Source organism: Halomonas sp. BN3-1 (assembly GCF_003056325.1).
GTDB lineage: Bacteria > Pseudomonadota > Gammaproteobacteria > Pseudomonadales > Halomonadaceae > Halomonas > Halomonas litopenaei.
On the sequence record NZ_PYVV01000002.1, the window covers coordinates 137874 to 158288 of the forward strand.

Here is a 20415-nt window from a genome sequence, read left to right on the forward strand (position 1 = left end):
ACCCACCGGTGATAGGCTTTGTGCATTCGCTACCAAGAGGAAGTCACCTTCATGGATCAGTCCGTTCCCCCCTCAGTGGTGGAGGCCCATCGCCCGGAGCAGGCGCCGGTCGACCACCCCGCCGTCGCACGTGAAAAGATCGGCGTGCTGGTCGCCAACCTGGGTACGCCGGACGATACCGACTACTGGTCCATGCGCCGCTATCTCAGCGAATTTCTGTCGGACCAGCGAGTGGTCGACTATCCGCGCTGGCTCTGGCAGCCACTGCTGCAGTTGATCATCCTGAGTCGCCGGCCATTTGCTTCCGGGGCGGCCTATCGCAGCATCTGGAACACCGACAAGGACGAGAGTCCATTGCTTACCATCACCAGAAGCCAGAGCGAGAAGCTGTCGACGCGGCTGCGCGCTGAGCTGGGGGACTCGATTGAGGTCAGCTTCGGCATGCGCTACGGCAATCCTTCCACCGACAAGGCGCTCAAGGAGCTGGAGGAGAAGGGATGTCGGCGTATCCTGTTCTTCCCGTTGTATCCCCAGTACGGCTCGCCCACCACCGCCACCGCCTGCGATCAGTTCTTCCGCCAGCTGATGAAGCGCAAGTGGCAGCCATCGGTGCGAACGGTGCCGGCCTACTTCGACGAGCCGGGCTACATCGAGGCCCTGGCCGCCTCGGTCAGCGAACGCCTGGAGAACGAGACGCACCAGCCTTCGGTGGTGGTGGCGTCCTATCACGGCGTACCCAAGCGCTTTCTGGAGGAAGGCGACCCCTACTACTGTCAGTGCAGGAAGACCACGCGACTGCTGCGCGAACGGCTGGGGCACGCCGAGGACGAAGTGGTTACCGCCTTCCAGTCCAAGTTCGGGCCTGAAGAATGGGTGGGCCCCGCCACCGTCGACAAGGTGGCGGAGCTGGCGCGTCAGGGGCACAAGAGTATCGCCGTACTGTCCCCCGCCTTCAGCGCCGACTGCGTGGAGACCCTGGAAGAGATCGAGGAAGAGATCCGCGACGCCTTCATGGAGGCCGGCGGTGAGCACTTCATCTACATTCCGTGTCTCAACGATCGCGACGACCATATCGCGGTGCTGGCCGATATCGTCAAGCGCGAACTGGGCGGCTGGATCTGATCGCTCGGCCTTTCGCGCCACGATAGCCAGACACAGAACGGGCAGCCCATGGGCTGCCCGTTTCGTATCCAGCTTGCATGAAGCTAGGCTTTTAGTCTCGGTCGGGGTGGGGCACCGGCTTGTCCCCAACCTCTTCCTCACGGAATTCGAGCGGCTTGCCGCGGGTCTTGTCCAGATACTTGAGGCGCTGGTGCAGGCCAGTCTTGGCCAGCATGTGGGCGCTTACCGGGGCGGTGATGAACAGGAACAGGGTGATCAGCATCTCCTGCAGGTGGGTGCCTTCCTGGGTGGCGCTGAAGTACACCATGGAGCCGGACAGGATGCAGCCCATGCCCAGGGTGGTGGCCTTGGTCGGGCCGTGCAGGCGCATGTAGAAGTCCCGCAGGTGGGCCATGCCCAGCGAGCCGATGAAGGCAAACAGCCCGCCGGCGATCAGCAGCACCGAGATCAGCCCCTCGAGAATGACGTAGAACATGGAATTCTCCCGAAGTTACTCGATGATATCGCCGCGCAGCAGATACTTGCAGACGGCAATGGTGCTGATGAAGCCGAGCAGCGCGATCAGCAGCGCGGCTTCGAAGTAGGTCTTGGAGTTGAGCCACACTCCCATCAGGATGATCAGGGCGATGGAGTTCACGTACATGGTATCCAGCGCCAGGATCCTGTCGGGCATGTCCGGGCCCACGGTCAGGCGAAACAGGTTCAGCAGCAGCGCCAGGCAGACCAGCGCCAAACTGATGGTCAAGGCGGTGTCTAGCATTCGAAGATCTCCTTCAGCGGCTGCTCGTAGCGTTCGCGGATGGTGCGGATCAGGGTCTGTTCGTCACGCACGTCCAGAGCGTGGATCAGCAGCGTCTTGCCGTCCATGCGCAGGTTGGCCGACACCGTTCCTGGGGTCAGGGTGATGGTGCTGGCCAGCAGGGTGATGGTGAATCGCTCCTCGAGCATCAGCGGATACTCGACGAAGTGGGGCCGAGTGCGGCGCCAGGGATTGATGATGATCCAGGCCACCTGCATGTTGGCCACCACGATGTCACCGATCACCCGGAAGAAGAAGCGCACCAGTTTCCAGGGCTTCTTTACACCGGGCTGCATGTCCCAGAAGGGGTAGGTCAGCCAGGGGATGAGCACGGCCAGAAAGCCGCCAAGCAGCAGGTGACCGACCGAGACCGTGTTGACCAGCAACAGCCACACGACCAGCAGCAGCAGGCTGAGCAGCGGTGTCGGCAGTAGTGAGCGAGTGCGTCGGTTCATTGGGCGTCTCCCTGATCGATCAGAACGGCCTGAATCATCGGTTGCGGGTCGCTCAACTGTTCTGCCGTGGCCTCGGTGTAGCCGGCCAGGGGGCCGGCCAGGATCACCAGCAACGGCGACGATGCCAGCAGCCAGCCGGTGCCCGCCCACTGCCAGGGGGACAGCGAATCGCCGTCATCGCTGGCCTGGCTGCGCCAGAACAGGGTGGACCCTGCCCGCGACAGCGCCACGATGGCGCACAGGCCGGTGGCCAGCAGCAGAGGCCAGAACCAGAGACGTTGGGCGCTGTCGCCGGCGTTCATCAGCATGACCTTGCCCAGCGCCCCGGACAGCGGGGGCAGGCCCGCCACCGCCATGGACCCGATCAGGAACATCAGGCCCAGCGCCGTGGCGTTGCGCGGTATCCGGCCGCGCACCAGGCGGGTACCGGCCTTGCCACGCTGGACGCCGATCATGTCCGCCAGCAGGAACAGCCCGCCGGTGACCAGGGTGGTGTGCACCAGATAGAACAGGAGGCCCGACACCGCCTCGGGGGAGCGCATGCCGACGCCGGCGAGCAGGGTGCCCACCGACACCAGTACCAGATAGGCCACCAGCAGACGCAGGTCGCGGGCGGCCAGCACGCCGACACCGGCAATCGCCAGGGTGCCGAGCGAAAGCCACCACACCCAGCTCTGCTCAAGCGCCTCCAGGGGACCTGCCTGGTCGCCGAAGACCAGCCAGTAGACCCGCAGGATGGCGTAGACGCCGATCTTGGTCATCACCGCAAACAGGGCGGCCACCGGCGGCGGCGCGCTGGCGTAGGCCCGCGGGAGCCAGAAATACAGTGGCAGTACCGCCGCCTTGAGGCCAAATACCACCAGCAGCAGCAGAGCGCCGGCGACGACCATGCCCTGACGCTCTCCCGGCAGCTGACTCACCGCCTGGGCCATGTCCGCCATGTTGAGGGTGCCGGTGGCCCCGTACAGCAGCCCCACGGCGAACAGGAACAGCGCCGATCCCGCCAGGTTGAGCACGGCGTAGTGCACCGCCGACTGGATGCGCGCCTTGCCACCACCGTGGACCAGCAGGGCGTAGGAGGCCAGCAGCAGCACCTCGAAGAACACGAACAGGTTGAACAGGTCGCCGGTCAGGAAGGCGCCGTTGATTCCCATCAGCTGCAGCTGGAACAGGCCGTGGAAGTTGCTGCCCTTCTCGTCGTCGCCGCCGCAGGCGAACAGCACCGCACCAACCGCCAGCATCGAGGTCACGAACAGCATCAGCGCCGATAGCCGATCCAGCACCATGATGATGCCGAAGGGCGGCTGCCAGTTGCCCAGGGCGTAGTACTGGATCTCGCCGCTGGCCGCCTGGCGCAGCAGCATCACGCTGATCACCAGCAGCGCCAGGGTGGTGGCAAGGCCAAGACCACGCTTGAGCGTGGCATTGCCGAATCGGGTCAGCAGCAGCGCCACCGCTGCTGCCAGCGGCAGCACGATGGGCATCACGATCAGGTGGGACATCAGCGTCGCTCCTCCTTGTCCTCGGCCTTGCGCCCGTCCACGTGGTCATTGCCCATGTCGCCCCGTGCACGCATCGCCAGGATCACCGCGAAGGCGGTCATGGCGAAGCCAATGACGATGGCGGTCAGCACCAGCGCCTGGGGCAGCGGATCGCTGTAGTCGCTCTTGCCGTCGATGATGGCGGAACCACCGGTGGTCAGTCCGCCCATGGAGAACAGAAAGAGGTTGGTGGCGTAGGAGAGCAGCGTCAGACCGACCACCACTGGGAAGGTTCGGCCGCGCAGCATCAGATACAGGCCACTGGCGGCGAGCACGCCGGTCGTTATGGCATAGAGCATTTCCATGTCACACGGTCTCCTTGCCGTCGGGGGTGGGGTCGTCGGTGCGGTGCAGGCCGCGTTCCGTCGCGTCATGGTCTTCCTTGGCCGGACGGTGGGGGGTGGTCACCTTGCCCAGGTTGGCCAGGATCATCAGGGTCGCACCGACCACCGCCAGATAGACACCGAGATCGAACAGCATCGCGGTGGCCAGTTCGATATCGCCGATCAGCGGGATATGGAAATGGCCGAAAGACGAGGTCAGGAAGGGTGCGCCGAACAGCCAGCTGCCGAAGCCGGTCAGGGCGGCGACACCGACGCCGAGGATCGCCACCGGCTGGTAGGGGAAGTCGAGACGCTTCTGGGTCCAGGCAACGCCCCGGGCCATGTACACCAGGATCAATCCCACCGCGGTGATCAGGCCGGCGATAAAGCCGCCACCGGGCTGGTTGTGGCCGCGCAGGAAGATGAACACCGACACCAGCAGTGCCAGCGGCAGTACCGTCTGGGAGATGGTGGTCAGAATCATCGGGTAGCGGTCCGGTGCCCAGATGCGTCCCTCGCTGTCGCTGTGAGGCATGAACAGGCGCAGACGGTTGAGCAGCTTGAAGATGGCGAGACCGGCGATCGCCAGCACCGTGATCTCGCCCAGGGTGTCGAAGCCACGGAAGTCGACCAGGATGACATTGACCACATTGTGGCCGCCGCCGCCGGGCACGCTGTTGTCGAGGAAGAAGTCCGAGATGCTTTCGGTGTCGCGGGTCAGCACGGTGTAGTTGAGTCCGGCGATCACTCCGCCCAGACCGGTACACAGCACCAGGTCGCGCAGCGCCCGCGCCGGGGTGGATTCCCGAGGGGTCTTCTGGGGCAGGAAGAACAGCGCCAGCATCAGCAGGATCATGGTGACCACCTCGACCGATAGCTGGGTCAACGCCAGATCCGGTGCCGAGAAGCGGGCAAAGGTCAGTGATACCAGCAGGCCCACCACCGACAGCATCAGCAGCGAGATCAGACGATGGCGATGGGTAATGGCGGTACCGATGCCGGTGAACACCAGCAGCAGGGCGCCGACCAGCAGCACGCCGTCCACCGGTTGGTTGCCCTTGGCCCCGGTCAGGGTATCCATCTGGGCCAGACCGATGGCGCCGACCACCAGGGAGGCGGTCAGCAGCAGGGTCATGAAGCGCTGCAGCGAGGCGTTGTCGACGCATTCGGTGATGCGCTCGGCGCGATCGCCGATGCACTGGATGACACCCTCGAAGATACGGCTGGCATCACGCGGCGGGAAGTCCCGCACGAACTGGCGAATCTTGCGATGCAGGATATAGGTGATGACGCCGGCGACCAGGGCCACGGCGCTCATCGCCAGCGGCAGGTTGAAGCCGTGCCACAGGGCCAGGTGGAACTCCAGCGGCTCGAGCAGCACCGCCTCGACCGCAGGCGCCATCAGCCAGGTGGCCATCAGCGCCGGGAACAGGCCGACCAGGATACACAGCACCGCCAACAGCTCCGCCGGAGCTCGCATCAGATGGGGCGGCTCGTGCGGCGTCTTGGGCGGCGCGTGGCGCGGAGGGGAGAAGAACACCGCGTGGACCAGCCGCGCGGAATAGGCCACCGACAGCACGCCGCCAATGGTGGCCAGTACCGGCAGCACCAGGCTGAGGCCGCCGAAGGCGTGGGTCTCGAGGGCCTCGGTGAAGAACATTTCCTTGGAGATGAAGCCATTGAACAGCGGCACGCCCGCCATGGCGGCGCCGGTGATGCTCATCACCACGCAGGTGACCGGCATCGCCTTGGCCAGTTTGCCCAGCCGGGCCAGGTCGCGGGTGCCGGCCTCATGGTCGATGATCCCCGAACACATGAACAGTGCGGCCTTGAAGGTGGCGTGGTTGAGGATATGAAACAGCGCCGCCAGCACCGCCATGGGACTGCCGATGCCCAGCAGTACGGTGATCAGGCCCAGATGGCTGACGGTGGAGAACGCCAGGATACCCTTGAGATCCGCCTTGATCAGAGCAAACCAGGCGGCATACACCATGGTGACGATACCGATCACGGTCACGATGGCCGACCACAGCTCGCTGCCGGCGATGGCGGGATGCAGGCGCGCCATCAGGAAGATCCCCGCCTTGACCATGGTGGCGGAGTGCAGGTACGCAGACACCGGAGTCGGTGCCGCCATGGCATGGGGAAGCCAGAAGTGGAACGGGAACTGGGCGGACTTGGCGAAGGCGCCGAGCAGCACCAGGACCAGCATCAGCGGGTAGCGCGGGTCGGCCAGGATCGTCTCGCCGCTTTCCAGCACCACCTGCATGTCGAGACTGCCGACGATATCGCCCAGCAGCAGAAAGCCCGCCAGCAGGGCGAGGCCACCGGCGCCGGTGACCGTCATCGCCATGCGCGCGCCCTTGCGCGCCTCCGAGCGGTGTGACCAGAAACCGATCAGCAGGAAGGATGACAGGCTGGTCAACTCCCAGAAGAACCACAGCACCAGCAGGTTGTCGGCCATGGCGATGCCCACCATGGAGGCCATGAACAGGATCAGGTAGGCGTAGAAGCGGGCGTAGTTCTCGCTGGCGTCCAGATAGTAGTGGGCGTACAGGATGATCAGCAGGCCGATGCCCAGGATCAGCACATTGAACAGCAGTGACAGGCCATCGAGGCGAAAGGCCAGGTCCAGCCCCAGTTGGGGCACCCAGCTCAGGGAGACCCGAGGGATATCCCCGGCACCCAGGGCGGGTAGCTGGGCCAGGGTCATGGCCAGGGCTATGGCGGGAAGGACCGCCGTGGCAAGGGTGCAAAGAGGGCGGCCTCTAGATCCGGTCAATGCGGGGACCAGCACACCGAGAAGGGGGAGCAAGGGAATCCATAGCAAAGTCATCTGTCGGTCATCCTGCCTGTCCTTGAACGTGGTGAGCGCCGCGATGGTCTGAAAACACGAGCCCTCACAATGCCTTGGCCTACCGCCAGGGGTGTTGATCAGCTCACCCTGAAGCGCCGACCCACTTTACCCGAAAGATGGACGGATCGCTGCCCCGTGCGGATTCAACGTGATAGTCGTCGGCGCTCTAAAAGTTGTACATGTGGTGTACAAGGCCTATATATTATCGCTATGCAGTAGGGCAATGCCTCCGTCGGTAGCGCACGATCTGTGCCCTCGGGGCGCGTGCCGAGAATCTTCAGGCCTGTCGGGAGCGTGACATGGAAACAGAGCTGGTGTGGTTGCGTGGGGAACTGCGGCTGGCCGACAACCCCTTGCTGGACATCGCGCCCTCGGTCAGCGAGCGCCTGGTGGTGTTCGTGATCGACGAGGCGCTGCTTGATGGCACATCGGCAGACGGCGTGGCCGGTATCGGCGCTCGGCGGCTGCGCTTTCTGTGGCAGTGTCTCAAGGAGTTGCGTGGGACGCTGTTGAAGAAGGGTAGCGACCTGCTGGTGGCGGTGGACGAGCCGGTGTCGCTGGTCGCCCGGCTGGCCGAGAAGTATCAGGTGACACGGGTGGTGGCCAGCGAGGCCGCAGGCGGGGACGACCAGCTTGAGCGACTGGTACGCTGCCTGCCAAGGCAGTGTCGACTGGAGCGTCGTGGTACGGGCACGCTGTGGACGTCGCAGACGTTGCCGATGACGTTGGATGAAGTACCGGCAAGCTGGTCGGCTTTCCGGCGTCGTCTCGGCGAGGCGTCTCCTCGAAGTCACAGCCGTCCGCCCCCGGCGACGCAGCCGGCGTGGCCGGAGCGAGCGCCGCGCGGACTGCCCTCTTTGCAGCGATTGTCACGCGAAGCGGACGCCTTGAACGACGCGCCCGACAGCGCCGGGCTTGCCTTTGTCGGCGGTGAAGCGCCCGCCTGGCAGCGTCTCGACGACGTCGTGTGGGAGTCCGATTTGCTGGCGACCTATCAGCAGACGCGCAATGGTTTGATCGGCGCTGGCTTTTCGTCCCGTCTATCGCCCTGGCTGGCGCTTGGCTGTGTGTCGGCGACCCAGGTCCTCGAAGCACTGCGAGAATGGGAAGACCGGCGGGGCGCCAACACATCATCTCGCCACTTCTATCACGAGTTGTTATGGCGCGAGTACTTCCACTGGGCGGCACGCCAGGAAGGCAAGGCGCTGTTCGGCGATCCCCCACCATCGCCGGGGCAGGCATTCGAGTGCTGGCGCCTGGGCGCGACCGGGCAGCCGCTGATCGATGCAGCCATGCGTGAGTTGTCGGTCAGCGGCTGGCTCTCCAATCGCGCGCGTCAGCTCGTCGCCAGCTACCTGGTGCACGATCTCGGGGAGGACTGGCGCCACGGCGCCGCCTGGTTCGAACGCTGTCTGATCGACCATGACGTCGCCAGCAACTGGGGCAACTGGAAGTACATCGCAGGAGTGGGCCGCAACGCCAAACCCAGGATCTTCGATATCGACGAACAGAGCCGGCGCTACGACCCCGGTGAACGCTATGTCCGCCACTGGAAGGAGGTGAGCTTGCTGCCGTCTTCCTACGAGGCACTGGGGCATTGAGGCACTGGTGTATGGAAGGACGAGCGATGTCCTGTTTACCACGACGTTCGACCTCCCGTATGAGGTCTCTTGCCCCTGCGGGTAGCTCTCACCTTGGTGGTAGTGGTGCCACTTCTTGCGATGCTCTGGTGTCCTGACTGGCTGGTATGACAGCGGGTCCTGGGTCATCATGCCCGCATATTGATCGCCAAGGATTGCTTCATCATGCTGACTCGACTGTTACCCGCCCTTCTTGTGGTGACCCTGGCCGGTTGCCAGAGTACCTCCGCCGCCCCCTCCGGCGATGCCGCGGCGGCTACCAATGCCAGTGCTGGTGCAAGCGTCACCGCCAGCGCCAGTGGCGAAGCGTCTGGGCAGGCCGCCCCTGCCGCCCCTGCCGCCGCTGCAGCCGAGCCCCAGAGCTTCGATCAGTGGCTGGCCGGCTTTCGTGATCAGGCGCGTGCAGAAGGCATCAGCGAAGCGACCCTGGCGCGCGCGCTGGATGGCCTGCGCTACCGTCCCCGGGTGATCGAACTCGACGGCTCCCAGCCAGAGTTCGTGCGCCCGATCTGGCAATACCTGGATACCGCGGTCTCCAACGCCAGGGTGACCCAGGGGCGTGACAAGCTCGCCGCCAATCGCGCTGCGGCCGACCGCGCCGAGGCCGACTACGGTGTGCCCGCCGAGGTCCTTACCGCCATCTGGGGTATCGAGAGCAACTACGGCCAGAACTTCGGTGACTTCTCGACCCTGGAGGCACTGGCGACCCTGGCCTATGACGGTCGGCGCCGAGACTTTGCACGCGGTGAACTGATGGCAGCGCTCGAGATCATCGACGCCGGCGATATCACGCCGCAGCGCATGAAGGGCTCCTGGGCGGGGGCCATGGGCCATACCCAGTTCATTCCTTCCAGTTTCGTGGCCTACGCCAAGGACGGAGACGGCGACGGTCGCCGTGATATCTGGGCGAGTATCCCCGACGTCATGGCGTCGACCGCCAACTACCTGGATCGTGCCGGTTGGCGTCAGGGCGAGCCCTGGGGTGTCGAGGTGCAACTGCCGTCCGGGTTCGACTACGCCCAGACCGAGCTCGATACCCGCAAGAGCGCTTCGGCCTGGGCCGGCCTGGGTGTGAGCCCGCTGGGCGGTGGCGATCTGCCGGCCTTCGATGAGGCGTCGGTGATCACTCCTGCCGGCGCGCGTGGTCCTGCTTTCCTGGTGGGACCGAACTTCCGCGCCATCCTGCGATACAACAACGCCACCAGCTACGCCCTGGCGGTGGCCTCGCTGAGCGACCGTATCGCCGGGCGCGCCGGCATCGAGGGTGGCTGGCCTCGTGACGAGCAACCGCTCTCTCGTACTCAGGTGAAGACGCTGCAGTCGCGGCTTCAGGCGCTTGGCTACGAGGTGGGAACCCCGGACGGCATCATGGGTCCCAATACCCGGGCAGGGTTGCGCGCCTGGCAGCGCGACCAGGATCTGGTGCCCGACGGCTTCGCCACGCTCAACCTGCTCGAACGCCTGAGCCGCTGAGCGATCAATCAGCCCTGAAAACATCAAGGCGGCCCCTGACTCAGGGGCCTGACGTATCGGCGTCCGGCGGGACGCCCTCCACATGGAAATGGCACGATGACTCTCTGGAATCGATGGCTGTCGGGCCCCGCCCGACTGATGGCGCTGGCGGCGCTTCCCCTTTGCATGGCGCCGGCCGGCGGCGCCCTGGCCGATGACGGCCCTGACGTCTTTGGCTGGGTCGAGATGGCGACCCTGGAGCCCTGGGACGTCGAAGTGAAGGCAAAGCTGGACAGCGGTGCGCTGACGTCTTCGCTGGATGCCCGGGATATCGAGCGCTTCGACAAGGAAGGCGAACCCTGGGTGCGTTTCGCCCTCGAACTCGAGGACGAGGAGACCGGCGAGACCTTCAAGAAGCAGCTCGAACGCCCGCTCTATCGCGACATGACGGTGCGCGGGGCCGGCGGTCGCGACGAGCGCCTGGTGGTGTTGATGGAGGTGTGCATGGGGGACACCATCCACGAGGAGCAGTTCAGCCTGCGCAACCGGGAAGAGATGAACTACCCGATGCTGCTGGGGCGCCGTACCATCGGTGAGCTCGGGCTGCTGGACGTGCGCGAGACCTTCATGATCGAGCCGAGTTGCGACGAGAACTCTCCGGTCATCGAGCATGAGGGAGAAGGCGAGTACGGCACCAACAAGGATGACGGTGCCGATGACGAGGACAGCGAGAGCTGATACGTCGATGGCACCGCTGGTGTGGTCTACAGGGTTGGCCTAGAAGAGCCTGGACAGTAGCGCGGTCACCGCGGTTTCCACCCGCAGGATGCGCTCGCCCAGGTGGATGCCCTCGCAGCCTGCCGCCAGCATCTGTTCCACCTCCCATTCGATGAAGCCGCCCTCGGGGCCGACCAGCAGGGTCACAGGCTCGGTCAGGCCACGAGGGCAGGCATTCGCCATCCCGGGGTGCGCCAACAGGCCCCGTCGTCCTTCCAGCAGGGACGGCAGACGGTCCTCGACGAAGGGCCGAAAGCCCCGCGCCGTGTCCACCACCGGCAGCGTGGTATCGCGGGCCTGCTCCAGGCCAAGCACCAGGTGCTGGTGGATCTTGGCAGGATCGAGCTCGGGGGATTGCCAGTAGCTCTTCTCCACCCTGCGGCTATGCAGCAACGTGATGCGCTTCACCCCCAGCGCGGTGGCATGCTCTATGCTTCTTGCCAGCATGCGTGGGCGAGGCAGCGCCAGCACCAGGTGCACCGGCAGCGCCGCGGGCGGAGCCTGATCGAGCCCGGAAACGTCGAAGCAGGCCTCATCGTCGGTCAGCGACACGAGCTGACCGCGGCCCAGCGGGCCGTTCTCCAGTCCCAGGGTCATCACGTCGCCCTGTCGCGCGCGGTGGACCTGGCGCAGGTGGGCCAGGCGTCGGGGGTCGCGGACCCGTGCCAACCCGGCGTCATCGACGTCGTTCCGGGTGAGAAGTATCAGATTCATGGAACCTCGAATACCGGTTTGTCTTGCAAGGGCCGTGTCGCGGTGCAAAATGGATGCGAACGAAGCCGAGGATCTGCAGCTGCAGTCCCGGAGCTTCCCACGAACAAAGGAGCAGCGCCGTGCGCGTGATTCGCAAGTATGCCAATCGCCGGCTCTATGATACCGAACAGAGCCGCTATGTAACGCTCGAGGATCTACGAAGCCTGATTCTCGAGGAAGTGCCTTTCCGTGTGGAAGATGCCAAGAGTGGCGAGGACCTGACGCGTACCATTCTGCTGTCGATCATCATCGAGCAGGAGCAGGCCGACAGCGACGCCGAGGTGTTCTCCAATGACCTGCTGCAACAGCTGATTCGGGTGTACGCCATGTCTCAGCCGCTGCCCCTGGCGCGCTACCTGGAGCAGGGCACCCGGTTGATGATGGAGCAGCAGAAGAAGATGCAGGATCAGTGGCAGCAAGCCATGCGGCATTCGCCGATGGAGCTGATGCGCGAGCTGGCCGAGGAAAACATGCGTTTCTGGCAGAACACCATCAGCCAGGGCGGAACCAGCCAGGGCGGAACCAGCCAGGGCGGGACCACCAAGGACGACGACGAGCGTTCCTCCTGACCCTCCCACGCCCGGCTCTGATGGAGAGAGGCCAGGAGGGCGAGAGCGGGCTTTTTCTGCCATAATGCCGCCTCATTTGGTACTCGAAAGGTAGTTGAGCGGATGAAGGTCCTGATCATCGGCGGCGGTGGCCGCGAACATGCCCTGGCCTGGAAGGTCGCCCAGTCGTCCAGCGTCTCCTCGGTCTTCGTGGCGCCAGGCAATGCCGGCACCGCACGGGAGGCGGGACTGACCAACGTCGATATCGCGGTATCCGACCTCGACGGGCTGGTGGACTTTGCCCGGCGCGAGAGCGTCGGCCTGACCATCGTGGGCCCCGAGGCGCCGCTGGTCGAGGGAGTGGTGGATCGTTTTCGTGACGCCGGGCTCGCGATCTTCGGCCCGACCCAGGGCGCTGCCCAACTCGAGGGATCCAAGTCCTTTACCAAGGACTTTCTGGCTCGCCACGCCATTCCCACCGCTGACTACAGCACCTTCACCGCCGTGGAACCGGCGCTGGCCTATCTGCGGGACAAGGGCGCACCCATCGTCATCAAGGCCGACGGCCTGGCGGCGGGCAAGGGCGTCATCGTGGCCATGACCGAGGCCGAGGCCGAGGCGGCGGTTCGCGACATGCTCGAAGACAACGCCTTCGGTGATGCCGGTGCTCGTGTCGTGATCGAGGAATTCCTCAAAGGTGAGGAAGCCAGCTTTATCGTCATGGTGGATGGCGAGTCCATCGTGCCCATGGCCACCAGCCAGGACCACAAGCGGGTGGGCGAGGGCGACACCGGCCCCAACACCGGCGGCATGGGCGCCTATTCGCCGGCACCGGTGGTCACCGACAGCGTCTACCAGCGCATCATGGACGAGGTGATTCGCCCCACGGTGCGTGGCATGGCCGACGAAGGGCATCCCTATACCGGCTTCCTCTACGCCGGGCTGATGATCACCGACGCGGGTGAACCCAAGGTGATCGAGTACAACTGCCGCTTCGGCGACCCCGAAACCCAGCCGATCATGATGCGTCTGCAGAGCGATCTGGCCGAGCTGTGTCTGGCCGGCGCCGAGGGTCGCCTGTCCGGTCACGATTGCCGCTGGGACCCGCGTCCGGCCATCGGTGTGGTGATGGCCGCCGAAGGCTACCCCGGCAGCTACCGCAAGGGCGACGTGATCAGCGGAGGCGACAGTGCCGAGGCCTTGGGCGTCAAGGTTTTCCACGCCGGCACCGCGGAAAAGGATGGCCAGGTGGTCACCTCCGGCGGACGAGTGTTGTGCGTAACCGCCCTCGGTCAGGATCTTGGTGAGGCTCGGGAGCTGGCCTACCGCGGGGTCAAGACGGTGAGTTTCGAAGGCGCCTTCTGGCGTTCGGACATCGCCCACCGCGCCATGGCCCGGCAGTCCTGATCGTCGGGTACCGGTCTGGCTTGCCCCATGGTACTGACCAACAATAATCAGCAAGGAGCGAGCATGGAACGCGTCAAACTGGAGTTTCCCGAGCAGGCGATCGTCCACCGTCATGGTTTGACGGTGCGCGTGACCGACATGAACTACGGGCACCATCTGGGCCATGACGCCGTGATTTCGCTGTTGCACGAGGCCAGGGCGGCCGCCTTGGCCCATCTCGGGCTTCACGAAGGTGACATGGGAGGCTATCCCAGTGTCGCCGCCGACCTGGCGGTGCAGTACCAGGCCGAGTCTCGTTGGCCGGACGCCTTGACGGTCGAGACCGCCATCCCCGAACCGGCGCGCAAGGCCATCACGGTCTACCATCGCATGCGTCGCGACAGCGATCAGCGGATAGTGGCGACCGCCAGGCTCAACCTGATGGTGGTCGACCCCCAGGCAGGGCGTGCGGTGGCGGTGCCCGAAGCGGTACGTAACGCCCTGGCGAGGGCTGGCTGATGTCGAGGGAGTATCCAGTCATCGCGGTCACCGGTTCGTCCGGTGCCGGCACCACTACGGTCAAGCGTACCTTCGAGCGCATGTTCGCCCGGGAAGACGTCCACGCCGCCTTCGTCGATGGTGACGCCTTCCATCGCTACACCCGCCAGGAGATGGCGCGGATCTTTCGCGAGGAGCCCGAGCGCAAGGATGAGCTGTCCCACTTTGCGGTGGAGGCCAACCTGCTCGATCGCCTGGAGACGCTGTTCCAGGAGTACGGTGACAGCGGCGCCGGGACCTTCCGGCACTATATCCACGCCGAAGACAAGAAGATGATCGAGGCCGGCTACCAGGTCGGCACCTTCACCGAATGGCAGCCGCTGCCCACCGGTACCGACCTGCTGTTCTACGAGGGTCTGCACGGTGGGCTGGTCACCAGTGAGGTGGACATCGCCCGCCACGTCGATCTGCTGGTGGGCGTCGCCCCGACCATGAACCTCGAGTGGATCCAGAAGATCGACCGCGACATGCATGCCCGCGGCTACACCCAGGAAGCGGTCATCGACACCATCCTGGGGCGCATGGATGACTACGTGCGCTACATCCTGCCGCAGTTCTCGCGTACCCATATCAACTTTCAGCGGGTGCCCACGGTAGATACCTCGAACCCCTTCGAGGTCCAGGATATCCCCACCGATGCCGAGTCCTTCGTGGTGATCCGGTTCCGCGATCCGTCCACCGTGGATTTTCCCTACCTGCTGGCGATGATTCAGGACGCCTTCATGAGTCGCCCCCACACCCTGGTGGTGCCCGGCTCTCGTCTATCCTTGGCGATGGAGCTGATCCTCGGTCCGCTGGTGCGTCATCTGCTGGCCCAACGACGTTTTCGTTGAGCTGCCGCACCGTTGATGCCGGCTTCGTCTGACTGACAGGTCGGGATCGACGGCACCGGAGCTGGTGTGGCGAAGCGTTTTGCGCCGGCGACGCACACCACGACCGCGGCACAGGTGGCGAGCATCGCCACGCTGATCGACTCGTTCAACAACCAGGCCGCCAGGCCAAGCCCGAGAAACGGCTGCAGCAACTGTAGCTGACCCACCGCGGCCACCCCACCGAGCGCCAGGCCGCGATACCAGAAGATGAAGCCAATCAGCATGCTGAACAGCGATACATAGCCCAGCGACCACCAGGCGGCGCTGCCGATACCCTGCAGGGTCGGCGGTTGCGATGCGACCGCCAGAGGCAGCATCAACGGCAGGGTCAGGGTCAGCGCCCAGCAGATCACCCGCCAGCCTTGCAGCCGTCTTGATAGTCGCGCGCCCTCGGCGTAACCGAGCCCGCAGACGGTCACGGCGGCCAGCATCAACAGATCGCCGGTCAAGGAGGCGCTGCCAGGCTGGCCGAGCGCGAAGCCTGCGACCAGCGCAGCACCGCTCAACGAGCAGGCCCAGAACGCCGGGCGGGGCCTGTCGCCGGTACGCAGCACCCCGAACAGCGCGGTAGCCATCGGCAGCAGGCCGATATAGACCAGCGAGTGCGCTGCGCTGACGTGCTCCAGCGCCATGGCGGTCAGCAGTGGAAACCCCACCACCACGCAGGCGGCAACCAGCCCCAGCGATGCAAGCTCATCGGTCCGCGGCCGGCGTCCCTTCAGGCACGCCAGCAATACCACCGCCACCAGTCCCGCCAGGCTGGCCCTGGAAAAGGTCAGAAACAGCGGATCGAAGGCCCTCACCGCCACCCGGGTGGCGGGCAATGAACCGCTGAAGATGGCCATGCCGAGGGCGCCGCAGGCCCAGCCCTTGCCAAGGTCCGGGCGGTGTGTCGGGTTCAATGGTCGGTGTCGTGAGGGCATCTGCGCGAACTCCGTGGCGGGTCAGTAGCGCCTAGGGTGAAGGGCGTGCGCTGGTGCAGCCAGAGACGGTGCAGTACAGTTTTGACAAACTGTCATGGTGGAGCCTCCAGTACAGATGAAGGCACAGGACATCGATCGTCGGGCGGGCATCAGCCTGGTCGAGCAGGTGGTAGCGCTGATCCAGCGCCGCATGGCCCAGCGTCAGCTGGCGCCAGGTGCGCGCCTGCCGTCGATTCGCGGCTTGGCTGAATCGCTCGGGGTGTCACGCTCCACCGTGGTCGAGGCCTACGATCGGCTGGTCGCCGAGGGCGCCATCCATTCCCGTCGCGGCGCCGGCTTTTTCGTCGGTGATCGCTTGCCGCCGCTGTCCCTGGCGGAGCTGGCGCCCCGTCGCGAGCGCGAAGTGGACCCGCTGTGGCTGACCCGCCAGGCGCTCGAGAGCGACCATTACCGGCTGAGGCCAGGCTGTGGCTGGCTGCCGGCAGAGTGGATGCCCCACGAGGAGATTCGCCGTGGGCTGAGGCAGTTGGCGAGGCGTTCCGGCGCTGTCGCCAGCCTGACCGACTATGCGTCGCCCCAGGGCCTGCAAGCACTGCGTCAGGTGCTGGCGCATCGCCTTACCGAGCGGGGTGTCGAGGCGGCGCCGTCCCAGATCCTGCTGACCGAGTCCGGCACCCAGGCCATCGATCTGTTGTGTCGGTTTCTGCTCGAGCCGGGCGACCGCGTGCTGGTCGATGACCCCTGCTATTTCAACTTTCATGCCCTGCTGCGTGCCCACCGGGTCAAGGTGGTGGGGGTGCCCTTCAGCCCTGCGGGGCCGGACCTATCGCGCCTTGCCGAGGCCCTCGAGCAGCATCGTCCGCGGCTCTATATCACCAACTCGGGGCTGCATAATCCAACCGGTGCCAGCCTGTCACTGGCGGTGGCCCACCGCGTGCTGCGCCTGGCCGAGCGTCACGACCTGCTGATCATCGAGGACGACATCTTCGCCGACTTCGAGCACCAGGCGTCACCACGCCTGGCGGCGCTGGACGGGCTCGAGCGGGTAATCCAGGTGGGCAGCTTCTCCAAGACCCTGTCGGCCTCGGTGCGCTGTGGCTATATCGCCATCCGCCCCGAGTGGTTCGAGGAGCTGGTCGACCTGAAGCTGGCGACCTCCTTTGGCGCCAGCGCGCTGTCGGCAGAGCTGGTGTTCCAGCTGGTCAGGGAAGGCGCCTATCGACGTCACCTCAACGTGCTCAGGACGCGCCTGGCAGACGCCATGGGACAGGTCATGCCGCGACTGCGCTCGGCGGGCCTGGAGCCCTGGGTGGAGCCCAGTGCGGGGCTCTTTCTGTGGACGCGACTGCCCGCGGGGCTCTGCGCCAAGGACGTGGCCAGAGCGGCGTTGGACGAGGATCTGGTACTGGCGCCTGGGGAGGTGTTCAGCCCGGAAACGGCGAACAGTCACTACCTGCGCTTCAATGTGGCGCAGTCGCTGGATGATGACGTCTTCAGGGCGCTGGACCGGGCCATGGAGCGGGCGGCCCGGGGCGGGGACTGACCTTCGTGGTGCCATGCCAGTCCCGCTCATCCTGGAGGGGGGCTCAGTGGCCGGGAGGCGCCTGCTTGACGGGGGCGTCCTTGGCGGCGCCAGAGCCGACAAAGCGCTGGGCCATGGGCTGGGCGCTGACGCCGTGCAGCACCACCGAGATCATGACCGTCAACACCACGCAGGCGAGGATCTCGTCGCTGCCGGGGATCGGGTACTGGTCGTAGATCAGCAGTGCGAACAGGATGCTGGCCAACCCCCGAGGTCCGAACCAGCCGAGGAAGGTCTTTTCATAGGCGGACAAGCCGAGTCCGGTGAGCGATATCCAGATCGGAATCATGCGAATCACCGACAGGTACATCAGCGCCAGAGCAACGGTCTTCCAGGACGCATGCGAGATGGCCAGCGGCACCATTACCGCACCGAAGATCAGGAAGGTGGCGATGGTCAAGAGCTGGCCCTCGCTCTCCATGAACTCCTCGATGAAGGTGGTGTCATGGCGTAGCTGGTTGCCGAAGGTCAGGCCGCCGAGGAACACCGCGATAAAGCCGTTGCCGCCGACGGTTTCGGCGACCAGATAGATCAGGAAGGCCAGCGCCAGAAACAGGATGCCCTGATAGATGACGGTGACGTAGCCGCGGTCGATGGCGGCGTCGAGCAGGCGGGCAAAGCCCCAGCCGAACAGCACCCCGACCAGCGGCCCGAGGGTCAGTTGCAGCAGGGCGAAGGTCCAGAGGTTGTTCGGGGCGTCGGCGACCTCGGTGCCGGTGGCCGCCACCGCCAGCAGTGCCGAGGCAAGAATCACGGGTACAGCCAGACCATCATTGAGCCCACTTTCGACGTTGATCGACTGGCGGATACGTTCCGGCACGCTGGGGCTCGATACCACCGCCTGGCCCAAGGCCGCGTCGGTCGGGGTAAGAATCGCCGCCACCAGCATGGCGGTGCCCCAGGCTGCTTCCGGCGAGACCCACTTGGCCATCAGCGTGCCCAGCAAGACCGTCAGGGGCATGCCGATCAACAGCATGCGCAGCGGAATCGCCAGGTTCTGGCGCAGAGACTTCAGCTTGACCACCGAGGCATCGGCGAACAGCACGATGATCAGGGTGATCTCGGCGATCACCTGGGTCAGCTCCTGCTGCATGTCGATGGGCACCAGGTCCGGCGTCAGCGCGCCCAGCCCCATCCCCGCGGCCATGAACACCATGGGCAGACTGATCAGCGAGGCCGAGATGCGCCGCGACAGCAGGGCAAAGGCGATGATGATCAGAAGGATCAGCAGCAGGGCGGTGTGATGCATGGCAGGCGACACTCCGAAAATGCATGGGAGCTACGGTTGTACCATAGCCGCAATGGCTTGGGGGGGCAGGCGAGCGCGATGACCAGAGGTGCATAACTGGCGGTTTGGGAACGTTGCTCATGGGGCCTGGGTCAGTGATCGGGCGAGTCAGGGGACTGACAGCAGCCCTGTTGGCGGGTAATCTCGAAGACACCGTTTTTTCAGTGTGCCCCGGAGCCTGCCATGGATTGCCTGTTCTGCAAGATCATCAACCGCGAGATTCCCGCCGATATCGTCTACGAGGACGATCAGGTGCTGGCCTTCAACGATATCGATCCCAAGGCCCCGACCCATATGCTGGTCATCCCCAAGAAGCATATTGCCACCCTCAACGACATCACCGAGGAAGACCAGGCACTGGTGGGGCGCCTGCCGCTGACCGCCTCGCGTCTGGCCAAGGACCTCGGGTTTGCCGAAGACGGCTTCAGGGTGGTGATGAATTGCAATGAAGACGGCGGCCAGACGGTCTATCATATTCACATGCACGTGATGGGCGGTCGTCGCTTCACATGGCCGGCTGGCTAGCCGGCGCGCGACGGAGTCTCTTCCGGCAGTTCAAGCGCTCGACGCATCCGTGCATTCTCCGGCGTCGCCTGGTGTCCCCCAGGCGGCGCCGATCGCTTTTTGTTTCTAGGCGCCGCCGAGGGGCTTGTGCCCCATTTGAAAAGCCGGCGCCGATCGCTTTTGGTGTGTGTTGAGCGTCGAGGCGTCGCCGCCCTCAACATGAAGAGCCGGCGCTTGAGTGCCGCCGACGCTTGCGTAGAATAATCCCTTGATGCGAACGTTCATCGTTTCGCCCATGTTCGCTGGCTCACTTAGTCGTACAAGGATCGCGCCATGTCCCGCTCTCTCAGCCCCGCCGATCGGGCCATCCATCAGTTCGACAATGTATTGCGCACCCTGGTGCCGGGGGCGGCGCGGGCATCTCGGCCGACGCCCGCGGTCGATACGATCCATGACGGCGAAATGAGCCCGGATGAGCGCCATCACGCGGCCGGCCTGATGCGCATCAACCACACCGGAGAGGTATGCGCCCAGGCGCTGTACCAGGGCCAGGGCCTGACCGCCAAATTGCCGGAGGTGCGCGGCCAGATGGAGGAAGCCGCCCAGGAAGAGATCGATCACCTTGCCTGGTGCGAGGACCGGCTCAGGGAGTTGAATGCGCCGACCAGTCGACTCAATCCGCTGTTCTATGCGGCGTCCTTCGGCATGGGGGCGCTGGCGGGGGCGGTTGGCGATCGTGTCAGCCTGGGCTTTGTCGCCGCCACCGAGGAGCAGGTGGGCAAGCATCTGGACGAGCACCTCGAGACCTTGCCCGAAGGGGACAAGCGCTCCCGGGCGGTGCTCAGGCAGATGGCCATCGACGAGGCCCACCACGCCCAGCAGGCGCTGGAGGCTGGTGGCGCCAGGTTCCCTGGCCCGGTCAAGGCCGGCATGACGCTGATGTCCAGGGTGATGACCAAGAGCGTCTACCGCATCTGATCCTGTGCCGGTGGCCAGCGCCTGATGCTGCGATGGCCTCGCCCTCACGCAAAAGCC

At 65.1% G+C, this 20415-nt stretch carries 20 protein-coding genes; 11 read left to right on the forward strand and 9 right to left on the reverse strand.

Annotated elements, in window-relative coordinates:
* Positions 1-51 precede the first annotated feature (51 nt).
* Complete coding sequence (hemH, locus tag C9F12_RS04015; protein ID WP_108448054.1) at positions 52-1122, forward strand: ferrochelatase; 1071 nt, start codon at positions 52-54, stop codon at positions 1120-1122.
* A gap of 91 nt (positions 1123-1213) precedes the next feature.
* Here the strand turns inward: hemH and C9F12_RS04020 are convergent, their stop codons facing one another.
* From C9F12_RS04020 to C9F12_RS04045, 6 genes are read right to left on the reverse strand one after another with little or no spacing between them, the layout of a single operon-like run.
* Positions 1214-1597 carry a Na+/H+ antiporter subunit G gene (locus C9F12_RS04020; RefSeq protein WP_045992131.1) on the reverse strand — a complete coding sequence of 128 codons (384 nt, stop codon included), beginning with the start codon at positions 1595-1597 and terminating at the stop codon, positions 1214-1216.
* Positions 1598-1612: 15 nt separating this feature from the next.
* Positions 1613-1882 (reverse strand): K+/H+ antiporter subunit F, encoded by a 270-nt coding sequence (locus tag C9F12_RS04025; RefSeq protein WP_045992130.1) that lies wholly within the window; start codon positions 1880-1882, stop codon positions 1613-1615.
* Complete coding sequence (locus C9F12_RS04030) at positions 1876-2376, reverse strand: Na+/H+ antiporter subunit E (RefSeq protein ID WP_108448055.1); 501 nt, start codon at positions 2374-2376, stop codon at positions 1876-1878. The genes C9F12_RS04025 and C9F12_RS04030 overlap by 7 nt, the downstream gene beginning before the upstream one ends.
* Positions 2373-3881 carry a monovalent cation/H+ antiporter subunit D gene (locus C9F12_RS04035; RefSeq protein ID WP_108448056.1) on the reverse strand — a complete coding sequence of 503 codons (1509 nt, stop codon included), beginning with the start codon at positions 3879-3881 and terminating at the stop codon, positions 2373-2375. Before C9F12_RS04035 ends, C9F12_RS04030 begins: the two co-directional genes overlap by 4 nt.
* Positions 3878-4222, reverse strand: coding sequence for a Na+/H+ antiporter subunit C (locus C9F12_RS04040; RefSeq protein ID WP_045992127.1), 345 nt, complete (start codon positions 4220-4222; stop codon positions 3878-3880). Before C9F12_RS04040 ends, C9F12_RS04035 begins: the two co-directional genes overlap by 4 nt.
* Position 4223: 1 nt before the next feature.
* The gene (locus C9F12_RS04045) at positions 4224-7076 is read right to left on the reverse strand and encodes a monovalent cation/H+ antiporter subunit A (protein ID WP_045992126.1); all 2853 of its coding nucleotides are present in this window, start codon (positions 7074-7076) and stop codon (positions 4224-4226) included.
* Between the two features lie 320 nt (positions 7077-7396).
* On the opposite strand from C9F12_RS04045, the gene C9F12_RS04050 reads away from it, so the two are divergent.
* The 3 genes from C9F12_RS04050 (at position 7397) to C9F12_RS04060 (ending at position 10927) form a co-directional block, all read left to right on the forward strand.
* Positions 7397-8698: a DASH family cryptochrome gene (locus tag C9F12_RS04050; RefSeq protein WP_108448057.1), complete on the forward strand. Its 1302-nt coding sequence runs from the start codon at positions 7397-7399 to the stop codon at positions 8696-8698.
* Positions 8699-8902: 204 nt separating this feature from the next.
* Positions 8903-10210, forward strand: coding sequence for a lytic murein transglycosylase (locus C9F12_RS04055; RefSeq protein WP_108448058.1), 1308 nt, complete (start codon positions 8903-8905; stop codon positions 10208-10210).
* Positions 10211-10375: 165 nt separating this feature from the next.
* On the forward strand, positions 10376-10927 hold the full coding sequence (locus tag C9F12_RS04060; RefSeq protein ID WP_231498512.1) for a RimK/LysX family protein: 552 nt from the start codon (positions 10376-10378) through the stop codon (positions 10925-10927).
* A gap of 39 nt (positions 10928-10966) precedes the next feature.
* Here C9F12_RS04060 and C9F12_RS04065 read toward each other — a convergent pair whose 3' ends face one another.
* Positions 10967-11680: a 16S rRNA (uracil(1498)-N(3))-methyltransferase gene (locus C9F12_RS04065; RefSeq protein WP_108448059.1), complete on the reverse strand. Its 714-nt coding sequence runs from the start codon at positions 11678-11680 to the stop codon at positions 10967-10969.
* A gap of 119 nt (positions 11681-11799) precedes the next feature.
* On the opposite strand from C9F12_RS04065, the gene phaR reads away from it, so the two are divergent.
* The 4 genes from phaR to C9F12_RS04085 all read left to right on the forward strand — a co-directional run bounded on the left by phaR (position 11800) and on the right by C9F12_RS04085 (position 15044).
* Complete coding sequence (gene phaR / locus C9F12_RS04070; RefSeq protein WP_108448060.1) at positions 11800-12288, forward strand: polyhydroxyalkanoate synthesis repressor PhaR; 489 nt, start codon at positions 11800-11802, stop codon at positions 12286-12288.
* A gap of 102 nt (positions 12289-12390) precedes the next feature.
* On the forward strand, positions 12391-13674 hold the full coding sequence (gene purD, locus C9F12_RS04075) for a phosphoribosylamine--glycine ligase (RefSeq protein WP_108448061.1): 1284 nt from the start codon (positions 12391-12393) through the stop codon (positions 13672-13674).
* Positions 13675-13737: 63 nt separating this feature from the next.
* A complete protein-coding gene (locus C9F12_RS04080) occupies positions 13738-14172 on the forward strand; it encodes a thioesterase family protein (RefSeq protein ID WP_108448062.1) in 435 nt (144 codons plus the stop codon).
* On the forward strand, positions 14172-15044 hold the full coding sequence (locus C9F12_RS04085; RefSeq protein WP_045992119.1) for a phosphoribulokinase: 873 nt from the start codon (positions 14172-14174) through the stop codon (positions 15042-15044). Before C9F12_RS04080 ends, C9F12_RS04085 begins: the two co-directional genes overlap by 1 nt.
* Here the strand turns inward: C9F12_RS04085 and C9F12_RS04090 are convergent.
* Positions 15014-16006, reverse strand: coding sequence for a DMT family transporter (locus tag C9F12_RS04090; RefSeq protein ID WP_108131332.1), 993 nt, complete (start codon positions 16004-16006; stop codon positions 15014-15016). The genes C9F12_RS04085 and C9F12_RS04090 overlap by 31 nt on opposite strands.
* A gap of 115 nt (positions 16007-16121) precedes the next feature.
* Here C9F12_RS04090 and C9F12_RS04095 point away from each other — a divergent pair, with 115 nt between their 5' ends.
* Positions 16122-17549, forward strand: a complete 1428-nt coding sequence (locus C9F12_RS04095; RefSeq protein WP_108448063.1) for a PLP-dependent aminotransferase family protein — start codon at positions 16122-16124, stop codon at positions 17547-17549.
* Positions 17550-17592: 43 nt separating this feature from the next.
* On the opposite strand, the gene C9F12_RS04100 is transcribed toward C9F12_RS04095, so the two are convergent.
* Positions 17593-18837, reverse strand: coding sequence for a sodium:proton antiporter (locus C9F12_RS04100; RefSeq protein ID WP_108448064.1), 1245 nt, complete (start codon positions 18835-18837; stop codon positions 17593-17595).
* Positions 18838-19059: 222 nt separating this feature from the next.
* On the opposite strand from C9F12_RS04100, the gene C9F12_RS04105 reads away from it, so the two are divergent.
* Both C9F12_RS04105 and coq7 read left to right on the forward strand, forming a co-directional pair.
* The gene (locus tag C9F12_RS04105; RefSeq protein ID WP_045992116.1) at positions 19060-19401 is read left to right on the forward strand and encodes a histidine triad nucleotide-binding protein; all 342 of its coding nucleotides are present in this window, start codon (positions 19060-19062) and stop codon (positions 19399-19401) included.
* A 312-nt stretch (positions 19402-19713) separates the two neighbouring features.
* On the forward strand, positions 19714-20358 hold the full coding sequence (gene coq7 / locus C9F12_RS04110; protein ID WP_108131334.1) for a 2-polyprenyl-3-methyl-6-methoxy-1,4-benzoquinone monooxygenase: 645 nt from the start codon (positions 19714-19716) through the stop codon (positions 20356-20358).
* Positions 20359-20415: the final 57 nt, after the last annotated feature.

Bases quoted from the DNA above. Each gene is read 5' to 3' on its own strand.
- hemH (WP_108448054.1), top strand. From the start codon at position 52: ATGGATCAGTCCGTTCCCCCCTCAGTGGTGGAGGCCCATCGCCCGGAG.
- C9F12_RS04020 (WP_045992131.1), bottom strand. From the start codon at position 1,597: ATGTTCTACGTCATTCTCGAGGGGCTGATCTCGGTGCTGCTGATCGCC.
- C9F12_RS04025 (WP_045992130.1), bottom strand. From the start codon at position 1,882: ATGCTAGACACCGCCTTGACCATCAGTTTGGCGCTGGTCTGCCTGGCG.
- C9F12_RS04030 (WP_108448055.1), bottom strand. From the start codon at position 2,376: ATGAACCGACGCACTCGCTCACTACTGCCGACACCGCTGCTCAGCCTG.
- C9F12_RS04040 (WP_045992127.1), bottom strand. From the start codon at position 4,222: ATGGAAATGCTCTATGCCATAACGACCGGCGTGCTCGCCGCCAGTGGC.
- C9F12_RS04045 (WP_045992126.1), bottom strand. From the start codon at position 7,076: ATGACTTTGCTATGGATTCCCTTGCTCCCCCTTCTCGGTGTGCTGGTC.
- C9F12_RS04050 (WP_108448057.1), top strand. From the start codon at position 7,397: ATGGAAACAGAGCTGGTGTGGTTGCGTGGGGAACTGCGGCTGGCCGAC.
- C9F12_RS04055 (WP_108448058.1), top strand. From the start codon at position 8,903: ATGCTGACTCGACTGTTACCCGCCCTTCTTGTGGTGACCCTGGCCGGT.
- C9F12_RS04060 (WP_231498512.1), top strand. From the start codon at position 10,376: ATGGCGCCGGCCGGCGGCGCCCTGGCCGATGACGGCCCTGACGTCTTT.
- C9F12_RS04065 (WP_108448059.1), bottom strand. From the start codon at position 11,680: ATGAATCTGATACTTCTCACCCGGAACGACGTCGATGACGCCGGGTTG.
- purD (WP_108448061.1), top strand. From the start codon at position 12,391: ATGAAGGTCCTGATCATCGGCGGCGGTGGCCGCGAACATGCCCTGGCC.
- C9F12_RS04080 (WP_108448062.1), top strand. From the start codon at position 13,738: ATGGAACGCGTCAAACTGGAGTTTCCCGAGCAGGCGATCGTCCACCGT.
- C9F12_RS04085 (WP_045992119.1), top strand. From the start codon at position 14,172: ATGTCGAGGGAGTATCCAGTCATCGCGGTCACCGGTTCGTCCGGTGCC.
- C9F12_RS04090 (WP_108131332.1), bottom strand. From the start codon at position 16,006: ATGCCCTCACGACACCGACCATTGAACCCGACACACCGCCCGGACCTT.
- C9F12_RS04095 (WP_108448063.1), top strand. From the start codon at position 16,122: ATGAAGGCACAGGACATCGATCGTCGGGCGGGCATCAGCCTGGTCGAG.
- C9F12_RS04100 (WP_108448064.1), bottom strand. From the start codon at position 18,837: ATGCATCACACCGCCCTGCTGCTGATCCTTCTGATCATCATCGCCTTT.
- C9F12_RS04105 (WP_045992116.1), top strand. From the start codon at position 19,060: ATGGATTGCCTGTTCTGCAAGATCATCAACCGCGAGATTCCCGCCGAT.
- coq7 (WP_108131334.1), top strand. From the start codon at position 19,714: ATGTCCCGCTCTCTCAGCCCCGCCGATCGGGCCATCCATCAGTTCGAC.